This window comes from Shewanella sp. KJ2020, from assembly GCF_024197625.1.
Taxonomy (GTDB): domain Bacteria; phylum Pseudomonadota; class Gammaproteobacteria; order Enterobacterales; family Shewanellaceae; genus Shewanella.
In genome coordinates, this window is record NZ_JAKUKD010000032.1 from 147,325 (window position 1) to 165,790 (window position 18,466).

The 18,466-nt window shown below is 45.4% G+C and carries 19 protein-coding genes; all 19 read left to right on the plus strand.

The window, feature by feature from the left end:
* Positions 1-100 precede the first annotated feature (100 nt).
* The 19 genes from MJO46_RS18580 (at position 101) to MJO46_RS18670 (ending at position 18,416) form a co-directional block, all read left to right on the plus strand.
* On the plus strand, positions 101-940 hold the full coding sequence (locus MJO46_RS18580) for a protein-glutamate O-methyltransferase CheR (protein ID WP_253990603.1): 840 nt from the start codon (positions 101-103) through the stop codon (positions 938-940).
* A 144-nt stretch (positions 941-1,084) separates the two neighbouring features.
* Entirely contained in the window at positions 1,085-1,489 is a 405-nt protein-coding gene (gene flgB, locus MJO46_RS18585; RefSeq protein WP_253990604.1) for a flagellar basal body rod protein FlgB, read from the plus strand.
* Positions 1,490-1,491: 2 nt separating this feature from the next.
* On the plus strand, positions 1,492-1,908 hold the full coding sequence (gene flgC, locus MJO46_RS18590) for a flagellar basal body rod protein FlgC (protein ID WP_253990605.1): 417 nt from the start codon (positions 1,492-1,494) through the stop codon (positions 1,906-1,908).
* 24 nt (positions 1,909-1,932) lie between these two features.
* A complete protein-coding gene (gene flgD, locus MJO46_RS18595; RefSeq protein ID WP_198780537.1) occupies positions 1,933-2,697 on the plus strand; it encodes a flagellar hook assembly protein FlgD in 765 nt (254 codons plus the stop codon).
* Positions 2,698-2,764: 67 nt separating this feature from the next.
* Complete coding sequence (flgE, locus tag MJO46_RS18600) at positions 2,765-4,126, plus strand: flagellar hook protein FlgE (RefSeq protein WP_253990606.1); 1,362 nt, start codon at positions 2,765-2,767, stop codon at positions 4,124-4,126.
* Between the two features lie 171 nt (positions 4,127-4,297).
* The gene (flgF, locus tag MJO46_RS18605; RefSeq protein ID WP_253990607.1) at positions 4,298-5,041 is read left to right on the plus strand and encodes a flagellar basal-body rod protein FlgF; all 744 of its coding nucleotides are present in this window, start codon (positions 4,298-4,300) and stop codon (positions 5,039-5,041) included.
* Between the two features lie 10 nt (positions 5,042-5,051).
* The gene (gene flgG, locus MJO46_RS18610) at positions 5,052-5,840 is read left to right on the plus strand and encodes a flagellar basal-body rod protein FlgG (protein WP_198780534.1); all 789 of its coding nucleotides are present in this window, start codon (positions 5,052-5,054) and stop codon (positions 5,838-5,840) included.
* A gap of 11 nt (positions 5,841-5,851) precedes the next feature.
* Positions 5,852-6,526, plus strand: coding sequence for a flagellar basal body L-ring protein FlgH (flgH, locus tag MJO46_RS18615; protein WP_198780533.1), 675 nt, complete (start codon positions 5,852-5,854; stop codon positions 6,524-6,526).
* A gap of 11 nt (positions 6,527-6,537) precedes the next feature.
* The gene (locus MJO46_RS18620) at positions 6,538-7,629 is read left to right on the plus strand and encodes a flagellar basal body P-ring protein FlgI (RefSeq protein ID WP_253990608.1); all 1,092 of its coding nucleotides are present in this window, start codon (positions 6,538-6,540) and stop codon (positions 7,627-7,629) included.
* A gap of 17 nt (positions 7,630-7,646) precedes the next feature.
* Entirely contained in the window at positions 7,647-8,801 is a 1,155-nt protein-coding gene (gene flgJ / locus MJO46_RS18625) for a flagellar assembly peptidoglycan hydrolase FlgJ (protein WP_253990609.1), read from the plus strand.
* Between the two features lie 40 nt (positions 8,802-8,841).
* The gene (gene flgK, locus MJO46_RS18630; protein WP_253990610.1) at positions 8,842-10,767 is read left to right on the plus strand and encodes a flagellar hook-associated protein FlgK; all 1,926 of its coding nucleotides are present in this window, start codon (positions 8,842-8,844) and stop codon (positions 10,765-10,767) included.
* An 11-nt stretch (positions 10,768-10,778) separates the two neighbouring features.
* Complete coding sequence (flgL, locus tag MJO46_RS18635; protein ID WP_253990611.1) at positions 10,779-11,990, plus strand: flagellar hook-associated protein FlgL; 1,212 nt, start codon at positions 10,779-10,781, stop codon at positions 11,988-11,990.
* Positions 11,991-12,092: 102 nt separating this feature from the next.
* The gene (locus MJO46_RS18640; protein ID WP_253990612.1) at positions 12,093-12,914 is read left to right on the plus strand and encodes a flagellin; all 822 of its coding nucleotides are present in this window, start codon (positions 12,093-12,095) and stop codon (positions 12,912-12,914) included.
* Positions 12,915-13,171: 257 nt separating this feature from the next.
* Positions 13,172-13,990 (plus strand): flagellin, encoded by an 819-nt coding sequence (locus tag MJO46_RS18645; protein ID WP_253990613.1) that lies wholly within the window; start codon positions 13,172-13,174, stop codon positions 13,988-13,990.
* 139 nt (positions 13,991-14,129) lie between these two features.
* Positions 14,130-14,516 carry a flagellar protein FlaG gene (locus tag MJO46_RS18650; RefSeq protein ID WP_253990614.1) on the plus strand — a complete coding sequence of 129 codons (387 nt, stop codon included), beginning with the start codon at positions 14,130-14,132 and terminating at the stop codon, positions 14,514-14,516.
* Positions 14,517-14,558: 42 nt separating this feature from the next.
* The gene (gene fliD / locus MJO46_RS18655; protein WP_253990615.1) at positions 14,559-15,929 is read left to right on the plus strand and encodes a flagellar filament capping protein FliD; all 1,371 of its coding nucleotides are present in this window, start codon (positions 14,559-14,561) and stop codon (positions 15,927-15,929) included.
* A gap of 29 nt (positions 15,930-15,958) precedes the next feature.
* Positions 15,959-16,279 (plus strand): flagella biosynthesis chaperone for FliD, FliT, encoded by a 321-nt coding sequence (locus tag MJO46_RS18660; RefSeq protein WP_253990616.1) that lies wholly within the window; start codon positions 15,959-15,961, stop codon positions 16,277-16,279.
* 6 nt (positions 16,280-16,285) lie between these two features.
* Positions 16,286-16,696, plus strand: coding sequence for a flagellar export chaperone FliS (gene fliS, locus MJO46_RS18665; RefSeq protein ID WP_198780523.1), 411 nt, complete (start codon positions 16,286-16,288; stop codon positions 16,694-16,696).
* 286 nt (positions 16,697-16,982) lie between these two features.
* On the plus strand, positions 16,983-18,416 hold the full coding sequence (locus MJO46_RS18670) for a sigma-54-dependent Fis family transcriptional regulator (RefSeq protein ID WP_253990617.1): 1,434 nt from the start codon (positions 16,983-16,985) through the stop codon (positions 18,414-18,416).
* Positions 18,417-18,466 lie beyond the last annotated feature (50 nt).

The following is an 18,466-nucleotide window of genomic DNA, read 5'->3' on the forward strand; positions in this document are numbered from 1 at the left end:
TGAGTATGGGTTAGTGTGTAGTTGAGCTTTACGCTATAATCTAGCCCTTATAACATGATGGTTTTGCACTGATTTTGGTGCTTGCTATAGGATCTAGGACGTGAATGTGCCAAATAAATCACTCGCTGAGGCTGAATATAATCAATTTAGGTTGTTCCTAGAACAACACAGCGGCATTGTACTGGGTGAAAATAAGCAATACCTAGTGCGCAGTCGTCTTGCTCCTTTGATGGGAAAATATAATCTTCCCTCTTTGTCTGATGTGGTGAAGCATTCAATGAAGCCAACGGAGCGCGCATTGAGGGCTGAGGTCATAGATGCAATGACAACCAACGAAACCCTATGGTTTCGTGACCGTTATCCTTTCGAATTGCTCAATAATGTGTTGTTGCCCGAATACAGTCGTTTAGGTCGCCCGCTAAAAATCTGGTCCGCAGCTTGCTCATCTGGACAAGAACCTTATTCGTTGGCTATGACGATTTTGGAATACCAGCAAAAAAAACCAGGGGCACTTGCCGGCGGCGCTACAATTCAAGCAACCGATTTATCTCCTTCTATGCTCGAGCGTTGTAAGAATGCGGAATATGATAGTCTCGCCTTAGCCCGTGGATTATCAGAGGAACGTAAGCGGCAGTTTTTTGATCCCTTGCCCTCTGGCAATATGAAGCTCAAAGACAATGTTAAGCGTTTAGTTAATTTCAGGGCCCATAACTTACTTGAAAGCTATACCTTACTGGGCAAGTTTGACATTATTTTTTGCCGCAATGTGCTGATCTACTTTGCGCCAGAGGCAAAAGCAAAAATTTTGCGGCAATTTGCTGCCGCTTTAAACCCTAAAGGGATCCTCTTCTTGGGGGCTTCGGAGTCGATTGCTGGATTAACGGACGAATTTGATATGGTCCGCTGTAATCCGGGAATTTATTATCAGAAGAAAACCTAACCTATCAATTTAATTAAAAAATTACCGACATTTGTCGGTAATTTTTTATGCCGCAGTTCACCATTATCACCATTCCCCTTGATTTTTGTTCTTTTGGCACATGAATTGCTTTGTTTCCATGAGTGACACGATGGAGGCAATTTTATGGCGATCAACTTTGACAAGGCACTGGGTGTGCATCAATTCACTTTAGGTATACGTGCAGAACGTGCCGAAGTGATTTCAAGTAATATCGCAAATGCTGATACGCCACATTATAAAGCCCGCGATGTCGATTTTTCTGCGGCAATGCAAGTCGCCCGTAGCCAACAGCAGCAGCGAAATAGCCTAGAAATTACACCGAGCGAGCAGCACTTTGGCCTCGCTGAATTGACCGGGCAGTATGTTAAGTTTCGTGTTCCTAATCAACCCGATACCGGTGATGGCAATACTGTGGATATTCAGCAAGAGCAGTCGGCATTTATGCAAAATGCCCTCGAATATCAAATGTCATTGGGTTTTCTAGACAGCAAATTTAGCGGCATGAAAAAGGCGCTGAGAGGGGATTAATCATGAGTTTATTTAGCATTTTTGATGTCGCAGGCTCTGGTATGTCGGCACAATCGGTCCGACTGAATACCACGGCGAGTAATATCGCGAACGCCGATGCCGTCTCGAGCAGCGTCGATAAAACCTACCGTTCCCGTCATCCCATTTTTGAAGCGGAAATGGCCAAAGCGCAAAGCCAACAACAATCCTCCCAAGGTGTTGCGGTAAAAGGCATTGTTGAGAGTGATAAACCCCTATTAAAAGAGTATTCGCCGGATCACCCAATGGCGGATGCCGATGGCTTTATTTATAAGCCGAATGTGAATGTCATGGAAGAAATGGCAGATATGATATCTGCTTCGCGCTCATATCAAATGAATGTTCAAGTCGCTGAAGCAGCAAAATCCATGCTGCAACAAACACTTGGGATGGGTAAATAATATGCGTTTTTTAGGAGGTAAGCTGTGAGCCTCATTAACCAACTTAACCAAGCGCCGACGACTCAAACTAAGAGTCAGTCGAATACTGTGACGCCAAATACGACGACCAGTTCAACGGGTAATCCATTTTTGGATGGCATTCGTTTACCTAAAGAATCGATTGTCCCAGAGGCGAAAAGCCAGCAATTAAGCCAAGATGATTTCTTCTCGTTACTCAGTCAGCAATTGTCTATGCAGGATCCTTTCAAGCCCGTAGACAATGACCAGATGATTGCGCAAATGGCCTCTTTCTCCACTGTGGACGGTATTTCGAAATTAAATGATGAAATTGTCAATTTAAACAGTGTGATGACATCTAGCCAAGCTTTGCAGGCCTCAGGACTTGTGGGACGTAAAGTACTGATCCCAACGGATACTGGCAATATTTCAGCTGAGAGCCCAACGTTGAAAGGTGTGATCAGTACTCCCGATAAAATTCCGGTGATCAACGTCCGCGTTGAGGATGAAAAAGGGCAGGTTGTTAGCACCTTTACTGTGGATGGCAGTGAAGGCGGTAACGTGGCGGTGAATTGGGATGGATTAGATAAAAATGGTCAGCCTGTCGCGGCGGGGAATTACTCGATTAAAGCCAGTGGCTTAGTCGACGGAGAATCACAGGATTTAGCGGTTTCGACATACGCCCATGTGACCAGTGTTTCCCTTGGTACCGCTAGCACAGGGGCGATTTTAAACCTGAGGGGCGGTATGGGGATCAAGTTGTCTGATGTGTTAGCCGTGTCTGAAACTTAAAATCGTCAGAATTTGAATTGGGCGTTAGTCGTCCGCAATTGAATTGAGTCAAATGTAGAGGTGAATTATGTCGTTTAACATTGCATTGAGTGGCATTTCCGCCGCGCAGAAAGATTTAAACACTACGGCGAACAACATTGCCAACGCGAATACCATTGGCTTTAAGGAGTCACGCGCTGAATTTGCGGATGTTTACGCTAATTCGATTTTTTCCAACTCAAAGACGGCTGTCGGTGGCGGTGTGGCGACGAGCCAAGTCGCGCAGCAATTCCATCAAGGTAGTCTGCAGTTGACCAATAACTCCTTAGATTTGGCGATCAAAGGAGGCGGTTTTTTCGTGACAGCGTCTGAGATCGGTACATTGGATCACCAGTTTACTCGTGCCGGTGCTTTCAAAGTCGATAAAAATAATTATATGGTTGATTCAGCAGGTAATTTTTTGCAGACGTTCCCTGTTGATAAAGAGGGTAACTCAACCTCTGTCAGCTTAACCACGGCTAAACCGGTACAGATCCCTGATACTGCGGGTAGTCCTGTAAAGACTGAAAACGTCAGCTTGCAGATGAATTTGAATGCCAAAGAAAGTGCGCTCGACCCCGCCGCATTTGATCCACTCGATCCCAAAACCTACAACAACGTTACCTCGATGACGATTTATGACTCACTCGGTGAGCCGCATGTCATGACGACCTACTTTGTTAAGCCTACTAATGGTTCATATAACGGTGAAAGTAACTGGGTTGCCTACTATGCCGTTGATGGTAAACAAGTGGACCTCGCGGGACCTGCCGGAACTTATCAAACGGATACTACGGGTGATGGTAACCCAGATGCAACGAGTTCGGCTCAAACTGCGGGTGGTTGGAAAGGCTCAGTCTTAAAGTTCAACTCAGTGGGGGTGTACACAGGTAGCGATCCCGCTGCGATCACCACAGAAACCTTAGGCATTGGTGGTGCAGGTGTGCTGGGAGCGGGAGCCGATGGCACTCAAACCTTAACGGTTAAGTTTAATGCACCGACTCAATACGCAGCTCCCTTTGCCGCAACTGAGCTGACTCAGGATGGTACCACAGTGGGGCGTTTAACGAATGTTGAGATTGGTGAAGATGGTCTTATCACCGCCAGTTATTCTAACGGATCTACAGTGCCTTTAGCTCGAGTGGCATTAGTGCGCTTTGCTAACGAGCAAGGTTTGACCCAAGTGGGTAATACTTCGTGGAAGGCGAGTTTAGAGTCGGGCCCAGCATTAGCGGGTCAGGCCAATAGCGGTACATTCGGTAGCATTAGTTCGTCGGCATTGGAACAATCGAATATCGATTTAACCACTGAGCTGGTGGATCTTATCTCCGCGCAGCGTAACTTCCAAGCGAACTCTCGAACGCTAGAAGTCAATAACACCCTGCAACAGACAGTTCTGCAAATCCGTTAATTCTATCTTGGTTGTACTAAGTGTTGCCGCAGGCGGCAACACTTAGCCTCTTTTGGGCTTCCCCTGGTTTTTCCTTTCTATTTATCTAATTTATCAATCGATTAGCTGCTGATTTTGTTGGCATGATGCTTGCTTTGTTATGGTCAGGTAGAAAATTTGACGGAGCAGTCTGTGGACAAATTCCTGTATATATCCATGAGTGGTGCTAAGCAAAATATGAATGAGTTGGCGCTGCGTGCCAACAACTTAGCTAACGCAAATACCGATGGATTTAAAGCGGATATGGCTCAAGCTAGAACGATGCAAGCCTTTGGTGAAGGGTTGCCATCCCGGGTGTTTGCCATGGTCGAAACACCGTCGGCTAATTTTCGTTCTGGCCCGATTAAAACCACAGGACGGGATCTTGACGTTGCCATTAAGGGCGATGGTTGGTTTGCGGTGCAGGCCCAAGATGGCGGTGAGGCCTATACCCGTTCCGGTAGCTTAAGTTTTGATTCAACAGGTTTATTGCATAACGACAGGGGAAACCCTGTGATGGGAGATGCGGGGCCAATTGTGTTGCCGCTGCCGATTGACAAAGTGTCAATCTCCCAAGATGGCATTATTTCCGTTCGTCCCCAAGGTGCCACTGCGGATGTGGTGGAGGAAGTGGGCAGATTAAAACTCGTCAATCCTGGTAATGCGCAAATGATGCGTGGCGAAGACGGGTTATTCCGCCTTGTATCGGGTGACGATGCCCCAGCCGATCCCAGTGTCTATGTTGAGAGCGGTGCGGTGGAGGGGAGTAACGTTAATCCGGTAGATGAAATGGTGTCTTTGATTGACCTACAGCGCCAGTTTGAATTGCAAGTCAAGATGATGAAAACCGCGGAAGAAAACGATCGCGCTTCATCTTCATTAATGCGTATTAGTTAGGAGATAGATTATGCATCCGGCGTTATGGATTAGTAAAACTGGCTTAGACGCACAGCAAACTGACATTGCGGTGATTTCAAACAACGTCGCCAACGCCAGCACCGTGGGCTACAAAAAGAGCCGCGCGGTATTTGAAGATTTGTTATATCAAACCGTTAACCAAGCGGGGGGCATCAGTGCCTCTAACACTAAGCTCCCCAATGGATTAAATATCGGTGCGGGTACTAAGGTGGTTGCCACTCAAAAAATGTTTACCCAAGGCAATATGCTGACAACGGACAATTCACTCGATCTGATGATTGAAGGCCCTGGCTTTTTTGAAGTGCAATTACCCGATGGTACTACTGCATATACCCGCAATGGCCAATTTACCTTAGACGATACCGGGCAGATAGTTACGCCAGGTTCTGGTTTTGTGCTGCAGCCTGCGATCACTATTCCAGAGGATGCTACCAGTATTACGGTTTCTGCCGAAGGTGAAGTGTCGGTAAAAACACCGGGCGCCGCAGAAAATCAGGTGGTAGGTCAGCTCAGTATGTCGGATTTCATTAATCCATCGGGTCTCGATCCTATGGGACAAAACCTCTACACCGAGACTGGGGCTAGCGGCACACCGATTCAAGGCACGGCTTCGCTCGATGGAATGGGGGCTATTCGTCAAGGCGCGTTAGAAACCTCTAACGTCAATGTGACCGAAGAGCTTGTGAATTTAATTGAAAGTCAGCGTATCTACGAGATGAACTCTAAAGTGATTTCCGCGGTAGATCAGATGCTGGCTTATGTGAATCAGAACCTATAGAGGCACATATCATGGCTAGATATTTCATATTGGCCGCGGCTCTCTTGCTTAGCGCTTGTAGCTCGACGCAGAAAAAACCGATTGCAGACGATCCATTTTATGCACCGATTTATCCCGAAGCCCCGCCGACAAAAATAGCGGCAACGGGGTCTATTTATCAGGATAGTCAGGCTGCGAGCTTATATTCGGATATTCGCGCTCACAAGGTCGGTGACATCATTACTATCGTGTTGAAGGAAGCGACCCAGGCGAAGAAAAGCGCGAATAATGAGATCAAGAAGGGCTCTGATATGACCCTAGATCCTATCTATGCGGGTGGCGGTAATGTGACTATCAGCGGCGTGCCAATCGATTTACGCTACAAAGACAGCATGAACACTAAGCGTGAAGCCGATGCAGATCAAAGCAATAGCCTCGATGGCAGTATTTCCGCCAACGTGATGCAAGTGCTGAACAACGGTAATCTTGTGGTGCGTGGTGAAAAGTGGATTTCAATCAACAATGGTGATGAGTTTATCCGCGTGACAGGCATTGTTCGCTCGCAGGACATAAAACCCGATAACACTATCGATTCAACGCGTATGGCGAATGCCCGTATTCAATACAGTGGCACAGGTACATTCGCGGATGCTCAAAAAGTTGGCTGGTTGAGTCAGTTCTTTATGAGCGACTGGTGGCCCTTCTAAGGAGTCGTATCATGAAATATAAACTGATCTTAACCCTTGCCATGCTCGTGTTTACTCACCCAAGCCAAGCTGAACGCATTAAGGATATTGCCAATGTGCAGGGTGTGCGCAGTAATCAGTTAATTGGTTATGGCCTAGTGGTGGGCTTACCAGGCACGGGCGAGAAAACGAATTACACTGAGCAAACCTTTACGACTATGCTAAAAAATTTCGGCATCAATTTGCCTGAAAATTTTAGGCCTAAAATCAAGAACGTTGCCGTAGTTGCCGTGCATGCGGATATGCCTGCGTTTATCAAACCCGGTCAAGATATAGATGTGACCGTATCAAGTCTCGGTGAAGCCAAAAGTCTACGTGGTGGCACGTTATTACAAACCTTCCTTAAAGGGGTTGACGGTAATGTGTATGCGATTGCCCAGGGCAGCTTAGTGGTCAGCGGTTTTAGTGCCGATGGCTTAGACGGCTCAAAGGTCATTCAAAATACCCCAACGGTAGGACGCATTCCTAACGGCGCCATTGTTGAGCGCAGTGTCGCGAGCCCTTTTTCAAGTGGCGATTATTTGACGTTTAACCTACGCCGCTCCGACTTTTCTACCGCCCAGCGCATGGCCGATGCCATTAATGAGCTGCTCGGCCCCGATATGGCTCGCCCATTGGATGCAACCTCAGTACAAGTGAGCGCCCCAAGGGATGTATCACAGCGAGTTTCTTTCCTCGCGACCTTAGAAAATATTGATGTAGAACCCGCAGATGAGTCAGCTAAAGTCATTGTTAACTCACGGACAGGCACCATAGTGGTGGGGAAAAACGTCAAGTTATTGCCAGCGGCGGTGACCCATGGTGGACTCACTGTCACTATTGCCGAAGCGACTCAGGTGTCTCAACCTAATGCCTTAGCCAATGGCGAGACTGTTGTGACCTCTAACTCCACTATCGGGGTGGAAGAAAGCGACCGCCGGATGTTTATGTTTAATCCTGGCACGACCTTAGATGAATTAGTTAGAGCGGTAAACTTAGTGGGCGCCGCGCCCTCAGATGTGCTTGCTATCCTCGAAGCGTTAAAAGTGGCAGGTGCTTTGCATGGTGAGCTTATCATCATCTAATTTCTGTCGGGAAAATCATGGAAAAGCTTTCAAGTTCATCACATTTTCTTGATCTGGGCGGGCTCGATTCCCTGCGCGCCCAGGCTCAGAAAGATGAGCAGGGCGCCTTGAAGAAAGTCGCCCAACAATTTGAAGGCATTTTTGTGCAGATGCTGATGAAAAGTATGCGGGATGCCAATGCCGTGTTCGAGTCAGACAGCCCGCTCAATAGTCAATACACTAAGTTCTATGAGCAGATGCGTGACCAGCAGTTATCTGTCGATTTATCGGATAAAGGCGTACTCGGCCTTGCGGATATGATGGTGCAGCAGTTATCGCCAGAATCGAGCCAATTTACCCCAGCTTCAGTGCTGCGTAATGATGGTGGTTCTAAACTACAACATGATGATAAATCTCTTAATATTCCAACACAGAGCGTTTCAGCACCGGATGCCTTGGGCGAGAATATTAAGACCGACGTATTGGCAGGCGTACCTGCAGCCATTGCAAGGCCCAGTTTTGAAACCGACAATGCCGATGGTGTGACATCCTCGCTAGACATAGATAGACCCGAGCGGTTACTGGCCATCGATGCGCCTAAACCTACATGGTCTGAACAGCCGTTGTCACCCATTGAACCTGTGATAAGCGGCCAAATCTTGCCGACTGCGGCATTTAGGGAAACCCAAAAAACACTTAAGTTCGGCAGCCGCGAAGAATTTTTGGCGACCTTATATCCCCATGCAGAAAAAGCGGCAAGGGCCCTCGGGACAAAACCCGAAGTCCTACTGGCACAATCGGCATTAGAAACGGGGTGGGGACAAAAGATTGTCCGTGGCAATAATGGGGCTCCTAGCCATAACCTATTCAATATTAAAGCCGATCGCCGCTGGCAAGGTGATAAAGCTAACGTGAGTACCTTAGAGTTTGAACAGGGTATTGCCGTGAGACAAAAAGCCGATTTTCGGGTTTATACCGATTTTGAGCACAGTTTTAATGATTTTGTCTCCTTTATTGCCGATGGTGATCGTTATCAAGATGCGAAAAAAGTGGCCGCTTCACCGAGCCAATTTATCCGTGCATTGCAGGATGCGGGTTATGCCACCGATCCTAAATATGCTGAAAAAGTGATTAAAGTGATGCAGTCCATCAGTGAAGAGCTGAAGTCGATACTGCCAGGAGAAGACAAATGATCATTCTTCATAGGATGTTAGTGTTGAGGAGTATCGGCTAATGGCTATTGATCTGTTAACTATTGCCCGTACCGGTGTGCTGGCTTCCCAATCTCAATTGGGTGTGACCAGTAACAACATCGCCAATGCCAACACTGCGGGCTATCACCGACAAGTGGCGACTCAGACCACCTTGGAGTCCCAGCGTTTTGGCAATAGCTTTTACGGAACAGGTACTTATGTTTCTGATGTAAAACGTATTTACAATGATTATGCAGCAAGAGAATTGCGCATAGGCCAAACCACATTAAGTGGTGCAGAAGCGAGCTATGGCAAGCTGAGTGAACTGGACCAATTGTTTTCTCAAATTGGCAAAATTGTGCCACAGGGTTTAAATGGGCTGTTTTCTGGCCTAAACAGCCTGGCGGACTTGCCTGCAGACTTAGGCATTCGTAGTTCAACCTTGAATGATGCCAAACTATTGGCGAGCAGTTTGAATCAGATGCAGTCTCATTTGAACGGTCAACTTAGTCAAACCAATGATCAAATCACAGGCATGACCAAGCGCATCAATGAGATCAGTACTGAGCTTGCCAATTTAAACCTCGAGTTGATGAAGTCGCCAAATCAGGATGCCATGTTGCTCGATAAGCAAGATGCCCTAGTCCAAGAGCTGAGCCAATATGCACAGGTGAATGTGATCCCCCTAGAAAATGGCGCTAAAAGCATCATGTTAGGTGGGTCTGTGATGCTGGTTTCCGGTGAAATTGCGATGACGATGGACACTAAAACAGGCGATCCATTCCCCAATGAGTTGCAGCTGATGTCAAGCATCGGCTCGCAAAGCGTGCCTGCCGATCCCAGTAAATTGGGTGGACAGTTAGGCGCGTTGTTTGAATACCGTGAGCAAACCTTAATTCCTGCAGGCCTTGAGCTTGACCAGCTCGCCCTTGGCGTAGCCGATAGCTTTAATAAGTTACAAGCGCAGGGATTCGATCTTAATGGCCAAGTGGGCGCGGATATCTTTAAAGATATTAACGATCCCTTGATGTCATTAGGCCGAGCTGGCGGGTATTCAGATAACACGGGTAACGCCACTTTAGGTGTGACTATCGATGACACTAATTTGTTGACGGGCGGTGCCTACGAATTGTCGTTTACCGCACCTGCGACCTATGAGCTGAGGGACACACAATCGGGGGCAATCACCCCATTGACCTTAAACGGGTCTAAGTTAGAAGGCGGCGCCGGATTTTCTATCGATATTAAAGCGGGTGCCATGGCATCGGGGGACAGGTTTGCAATCCGCCCAACGGCGGGGGCTGCTAATGGGATTGAAGTTGTGATGACAGATCCTAAGGGCATTGCGGCGGCTGCACCTAACATCACCGCCGATGCGGCGAACTCGGGTAATACTCAAGTCAAACTAACCCAGATCAGTAATCGCAGCGACGCAAATTTCCCTGTGACTGGCAGCGAGTTGACCATTCAACTCGATACCACAGTGATCCCTCCAACCTATGAGGCATTCGATGCCACAGGGGCATCACTCGGTGCCGCTGCACCTTATACGCCCCCGAGTATCAGTGCCTTTGGTTTTACCTTTGAGGTTGACAGCAGTGCCGCGGCTGCGGGTGACAAGTTTACTTTCGATCTATCCTTTGCCGAGGGAGATAACTCCAACGCTGTGGCTATGGCGAAGCTGAGTGAAACCAAAGTGATGAACGGCGGTAAGTCGACCTTAGCGGACGTGTTCGAGAATACTAAGCTCGACATTGGCAGCAAGACAAAAGCCGCCGAGGTACGAGTGGGCAGCGCCGAAGCCGTGTATCAACAAGCCTATGCGAGAGTCGAAAGTGAATCTGGGGTTAACTTAGATGAAGAAGCTGCCAATTTAATGCGTTTCCAACAAGCTTATCAAGCCTCTGCGCGGATCATGACGACCGCCCAGGAAATTTTTGACACCCTATTGACCTCAGTGCGTTAGGAGAATTAACCATGAGATTATCATCCGCGCAGATCTTTAATCAAAGCATTACCAGTGTGCTGCAAAAGCAAACGGCGACGAGCAAAATCCTCGATCAATTAAGCACAGGTAAGAAAGTGAATACCGCTGGCGATGATCCTGTGGCGGCATTGGGGATCGATAATCTGAACCAGAAAAATGCGCTCGTCGATCAATTTATGAAAAATATTGACTACGCAACTAATCGCCTCGGCGTGGCAGAGAGCAAGTTAGGCAGTGCTGAAGATTTGGCTGGCTCGATGCGTGAGCAAGTCATGCGTGCGATAAACGGCACTCTATCTGAAACTGAGCGGCAAATGATTGCCGATGAAATGAAAGGAAGTCTAGATGAGTTGCTTTCTATCGCCAATAGCAAGGATGAATCGGGAAATTACCTGTTTTCTGGATTCAGTACAGATAAAGAACCCTTTGCCTTTGATAACTCAACACCGCCCAAAATTGTCTATAGCGGTGATTCAGGTACCCGAAACAGCTTAGTTCAAACAGGCGTTGCCCTTGGTACGAACGTTCCCGGTGATACGGCATTTATGAAGGCCCCGAACGGACTTGGTGATTATAGCGTCAATTATTTGGCCAGCCAGCAGGGAGAATTTAATGTTGACACAGCAAAAATCGCAAATCAAGCAACATATGTGGCTGATACGTATACATTTAATTTTTCTGACAATGGTGCCGGTGGAGTCAATTTGCAGGTGCTAGATTCGGCGAATAATCCGGTAGCAAACGTCGCTAATTTTGATGCAAGCACTCCGGTCAGTTTTAATGGTATTGAAGTCAAAATCGACGGTAAACCTAGTGCTGGCGATAGTTTCAGCATGGAACCCCAAGCTGAAGTGAGTATTTTTGACTCGATAAGCAATGCCATCGCCCTGATTGAGGATCCTAATTCTGCCAACACACCGCAAGGTCGGGCGCAGTTGGCACAGATATTGAATAATATCGATAGTGGCGTCAATCAGATGAGTTCCGCCAGAAGTGTGGCGGGGAATAATCTGAAGGCCGTCGAAAATTACTCAGAGACTCACACAGAGGAGAAAGTGGTGAATACATCCGCACTCTCTTTATTGGAAGATCTCGATTATGCGTCAGCGATTACGGAATTTGAAAAGCAACAGCTTGCATTGAACGCAGTCTCTAGCGTGTTTAGTAAAGTGGGTTCTGTTTCCCTGTTTGATTATATTTAAGCGTGATATTTGGGGATAACAACCTAAATACACAGGTAGTTTCAAGATTGGAAATGGCCAAGCTTCGAAGTCTTGGCAAGATACTTAGAAGAGGAAAAAAATATGGCTATTACCGTTAACACCAACGTGACTTCGATGAAGGCACAGAAAAATTTAAATACCTCCAGCAGTGGTTTAGCGACATCTATGGAGCGTCTGTCTAGTGGTATGCGCATTAACAGCGCCAAAGATGACGCTGCAGGTTTAGCAATTTCTAACCGTTTAAACAGTCAAGTTCGCGGTTTAGAGGTCGGTATGCGAAATGCTAACGATGCGATTTCTATTGCGCAGATTGCTGAAGGTGCGATGCAAGAACAGACAAACATGCTACAGCGTATGCGTGACTTGACTATTCAAGCTGAAAACGGTGCAAACAGTGCTGATGATATTGCAGCATTGAAGGCTGAGATGGATCAGTTAGTCACTGAAATTGATAACATTGGTACAAGTACAGCCTTTGGTAATACCAAGTTGTTACAAGGCGGCTTCTCTACTGGAAAAGTATTCCAAGTTGGCCACCAGGAAGGTGAGGATGTTATCGTTAAAGTGAAAAAAACGGATAAAACATCCTTATCGGTGACAGGCTTAAACTTAGCAACATCGGCAAATCGTGCGTCCTCACTTGCCGCAATTGATAAAGCCATTAAAACGATCGATACACAACGCGCCGATTTAGGTGCGGTACAAAACCGTTTAGCCCACAACATTAGTAACAGTGCTAATACCCAAGCAAACGTTGCTGATGCGAAGAGCCGTATTGTGGATGTCGATTTTGCTAAAGAAACGTCGGTAATGACGAAAAATCAAGTGTTACAACAAACGGGTTCGGCGATGCTTGCTCAAGCTAACCAATTACCGCAAGTGGCGTTATCACTCTTAGGCTAATCTTAGCCACTCGAGCGTATGGAAGTGCTTTTTGCCTACTTTTTCTAGGTTTCTAGAAAGGTAGGCAAAGTTTTTTATTGGGTAAAATAGTTATCATCATGAAAAATAGATTATTTTTAAAAAGTAAAATTTTTTTAAAAATAATCCTAAAGATAAAAAAGGTGCTGCCGTTAAATATACTGTAACCACTAAGACCCGCCTGGCTTAAGTAGACAGGCAAATTTAGCTAACAAGCCAGGTATAAAGAGGAAACGATCATGGCCATTACAGTAAACACTAACGTCACATCTTTAAAAGCACAGAAAAACTTAAATACATCTGCTGGTGGTTTGGCCACATCAATGGAACGTTTATCCAGTGGTATGCGTATTAACAGCGCGAAAGATGACGCTGCTGGTTTAGCAATTTCTAACCGCTTAAATAGCCAAGTACGCGGCCTAGAAGTTGGTATGCGTAACGCCAACGATGCTATCTCAATTGCGCAGATCGCTGAAGGTGCAATGCAAGAACAGACTAACATGTTACAGCGTATGCGTGATTTGACTGTTCAAGCCGAAAACGGTGCAAACAGTACAGACGACATCGCAGCATTGAAAGCTGAAATAGATCAATTGGTTACTGAAATTGACAACATTGGTAAAACAACTGCTTTCGGTAGTACAAAATTAATGCAAGGTGGCTTCTCTACTGGAAAAGTGTTCCAAGTGGGTCACCAAGAAGGCGAAGATGTTACTGTAAAAGTGAAGAAAACAGATAAAACATCTCTGTCAATTAGTGGATTGGTGCTTGCGACTTCTGCAAACCGTGCATCATCACTCGCCGCAATTGATAAAGCCATTAAAACGATCGATACACAACGTGCTGATTTAGGTGCGGTACAAAACCGTTTAGCTCACAACATTAGCAACAGTGCTAATACTCAAGCTAACGTTGCCGATGCGAAGAGCCGTATTGTGGATGTTGACTTTGCTAAAGAAACATCACAAATGACTAAGAACCAAGTGTTACAACAAACGGGTTCTGCGATGTTGGCCCAAGCTAACCAATTACCTCAAGTAGCCTTATCACTGTTGTAATAACATACTGAAGTGAAATGGTTTTAAGGGAGGTTCGGCGACGGATCTCCCTTTGCTACATAAAATGGTGATTAAACTTTATGATGTATTTGTTTGAACAATTGATGAAAACAAATGCTCAATATAGTGAGGAATGGCTATGGATATCCATATAGCAAATTCATCTGCTCTGGTCCAAAATAGAGTTGAGCTAGCTCAATTACCGCCCAAAACATCGGTTGCAGATGCAGAATTGAAACGTGATGCTAACGTATCGGCGATCGAGCAACCAATGGAAGCTGATGCTGCGGATAATGAACAGGAACCAGGTAAGTTAACTCAAGTTGCCGCCGAACTTTCTGATATGATGTCTATGATGCGTAAAGGTCTCGCATTTAAGGTTGATGAAAACTCAGGTCAAGCAGTTGTTACTGTCTTAGATAGAGACACTGGCGATGTCATAAGACAAATGCCGAGTGAAGAAGCGTTGAAATTAGCTGAAAAACTGTCTGAAGTGACAGGGCTTTTGATGAAAACAGAGGCATAAGACTCACTCGAATGTAGTGAGTATTGATGAGTAGAGGTTGATATGGCATTAACAGCGACAGGTATCGGTTCAGGTTTGGACATCGCTAACATTGTAAAAGTGTTAGTTGATGCTGAAAAAGCGCCGAAAGAGGCGATGTTTAATAAAACCGAAGACAGTATTAAAGCCAAAGTTTCTGCCATGGGAAGCTTAAAAAGTGCGCTGTCTACTTTTCAAGATGCTATCAAAAAATTACAAACAGGCGATGCGCTAAATCAGCGAAAAATTTCTGTAAGTAATGAAACTTACCTGAAGGCGACTGCAGATAAAACCGCTCAAGCAGGAAGCTATGGCATTAAGGTTGAACAACTAGCTGTCAGCCATAAGGTCGCTGGAAAAAGTGTGGCCGATGCCACTTTGCCTGTCGGTGAAGGAAGTTTAGATTTCGGAGTCAATGGTAAGAATTTCTCAGTCGATATTGCCGCAACTGACTCTTTGGCTGCCATTGCTAAAAAAGTCAATGAGGCTTCTGATAATGTAGGTGTTACAGCAACTGTCATTACCACTGATGCGGGCAGCCAATTAGTGTTTAGTTCCGATGAAACGGGCGAAGATAATCAAATTAGTATTACTGCCAATGATACTTCAGGTACAGGCATTAGTGATATGTTTGGCGCGGGAAATATTTCCACCCTTCAAGATGCGAAAAATGCAGTTATTTATATTGATAATCAAAAAGTAACCTCACAATCAAATGAAATCAAAAATGCCATAGATGGTGTTACTTTTAATTTAACCGATGCGGATGTTGCTAAAACGACAACGGTTAAAATTGAACAAGATAACGATGCTGTAAAGACCAATATCCAAGCTTTTGTCGATGCCTATAATAGCCTAGCAACAGCTGTTGATAAGATGTCGGCATACGATAAAGATAAAAAGACAGCTGCGGCATTACAGGGCGATTCTATGATCCGCTCTATTGAGTCCCAGTTACGTAGTATTTCAAGTGAGCGAGTCACAACTGAAGCTGGTGGCTCGATCGCACTGTATGATATAGGTATTAAAACGGATCGATACGGCAAAATGTCTATTGATGACACTAAGCTGACTAAAGCGCTTTCTGAAGATATGCCTAACATAGAAGCATTGTTTTCAAAACCAGAACAAGGGCTTGCAAACCGATTTAATGATCTTGCGGATAGCTATGTTAAATCCCGCGGTTTGATTGCCGATCGTCAAACAAGTTATACCAACCAACAGAACCGCCTTGCTGACCAAAGGGAAGCGTTTACCCTTAAAATGGATCAGTTGACGGCGCGTTTAACTAAACAATTTAATGCGATGGATTTAGTTGTTGGACAATTAAATCAACAAAGTAGTGGATTAGTCGATCGCTTAAACTCGCTTCCTGGCGCGGTCAAAAAGAGTTAGTCCTATTGGATCAGTAAGGGGATAAGCTCGTGAAACAACTTGATGAACTGAATATTGCATTGAGTGAACTTCTTAGCCAATTGACACGAATTCCTGCCGAAGATTTACAAACCGACGACTTGGTCTCTAATTTGCATATTATGGTTGGAGAGCGTCAACTTTTACTCAATGTATTAGTTACTGATGCCGATATGACGGATGCTAACTATCTTCAGCGTCAGCTTGAGCTTACTCAAGACTTTACAAGTAAGGCAAGCATTATCATGGCTGACAGGCAAGCCTTATTACATGCAGGTAGTAAGAATAAGCGCAAGATTAGTGTTTACGAGACTATAGATTCAAATAGGTAGGTGTTTATGAGAGGTTCACTGCAATCATATCGTAAGGTTTCATTAGAAAGTGAAATTACCGTGGCTTCACCGCATCGAATCATCCAGCTTATGTTTGCTGGTGCGCTTCAACGTTTGGCACAGAGTCGTTATGCGATTGAGCAAAATGATCTAGTCAATAAAGGTATATATATCAATAAAGCTATCGGTATTATTACTGGATTAAGTAATAGTTTGAATATGGATGCCGGTGGGCAGATTGCGAGAAATTTAAGCGATCTTTATGACTTTATGCTACGAAAAATATCCGAAGCCAATCTCAATAATGATGTGAAAGCCATTGATGATGTATGCGATATTTTACGCACGATCAAAGAAGGTTGGGATGCTATCCCAGCGGATAAGCATAATGTGTCTTCCCATACTGAAGCGAGTTAATTGGGTTATAGATCAACAGGAAGAAGGCGCACTGAGTGCGTCTTTTTTTTGGCTGATGTCAATTTATTGACTGTTTTAACTAGAATCATGGCATAAATGAACTAAAATGAATTCAGTTTGGCATAATCCGCATCCGAAGCTTGCTTCTCGACTGCTGATAATACAATATTCATCACAGTAGTGATGGTGGCACAGATTGTTACATTGAATTTGTTAAGCTTTTACAGCAACTAATCATAAATAATTAATGCGAATTAATACCTATTAGCGCTTTACGGCCTACTGAATGATGCAAACAGATCAACGAATTTTACTTGTCGGAACCCCATCAGAGCGCTTAAGTCGCCTGTGTTGCATTTTTGAATTTTTGGGTGAGCAAATTGAAGTAATTGCCATCGAAAAACTAAGCACTTGCCTCCAAGAGACCCGTTATCGTGCTTTGGTTATTTGTACCGAAAATACAACCATAGATGCAATAAAAGCACTCGCTGGTCAGTACCAGTGGCAACCTATATTGCTACTCGGTGATATTGGTGATCTTCAAGCATCGAATGTACTTGGGCAAATTGAAGAGCCACTTAGCTACCCTCAGTTAACCGAATTGCTGCATTTTTGCCAAGTTTACGGCCAAGTAAAGCGCCCTCAAGTACCCACAAGTGCCAATCAAACTAAGCTATTTAGGAGCTTAGTCGGGCGCAGTGAAGGTATTGCCAATGTGAGACACTTGATTAATCAAGTGGCAACCTCAGATGCAACAGTTTTAGTCCTAGGACAATCTGGGACTGGTAAAGAGGTGGTGGCCCGTAATATCCATTACCTTTCTGAGCGCCGTGATGGTCCTTTTATTCCCGTGAACTGTGGCGCTATTCCTCCGGAATTGCTTGAGAGTGAGCTTTTTGGGCATGAAAAGGGATCCTTTACCGGTGCGATCAGCTCCCGCAAGGGACGCTTTGAGCTTGCTGAAGGTGGCACCTTATTCCTCGATGAAATCGGTGATATGCCGTTGCAAATGCAAGTAAAATTACTTCGCGTATTGCAGGAGCGGGTTTTTGAGCGTGTGGGCGGCACTAAAACGATTAATGCCGATGTGCGAGTGGTCGCTGCAACCCATAGGGATTTAGAAAGCATGATCTCGGGCAATGAGTTTCGAGAGGATCTTTACTATCGGCTCAATGTTTTTCCCATTGAAATGCCGGCGTTGAGTGAGCGTAGGGACGATGTACCTTTATTGCTGCAGGAGTTGGTTAGCCGAGTCTACAATGAAGGCCGTGGTAAAGTGCGTTTTACCCAGCGGGCCATCGAGTCCTTAAAAGAGCATGCTTGGTCGGGTAACGTTAGAGAGTTATCAAATCTCGTTGAACGCCTAACCATTTTATATCCTGGCGGTTTGGTCGATGTGAATGATCTGCCTATTAAATATCGCCATATAGATGTCCCTGAATACTGTGTTGAAATGAGCGAAGAACAACAGGAGCGTGATGCCTTAGCGTCTATCTTCACCAGTGAAGAGCCCGTTGAAATTCCTGAAACTCGTTTCCCGAGTGAATTGCCGCCGGAGGGAGTCAATCTGAAGGATTTATTGGCAGAACTCGAAATTGACATGATCCGTCAAGCATTAGAGCAACAGGATAATGTGGTTGCCCGTGCCGCAGAGATGCTCGGTATACGTCGAACCACCCTAGTGGAAAAAATGCGTAAGTACGGGATGACAAAAGATTAGTCGCATCAGTTTTTTGTTATTCAATTGATTTTACTTCAAAAATTCATCTT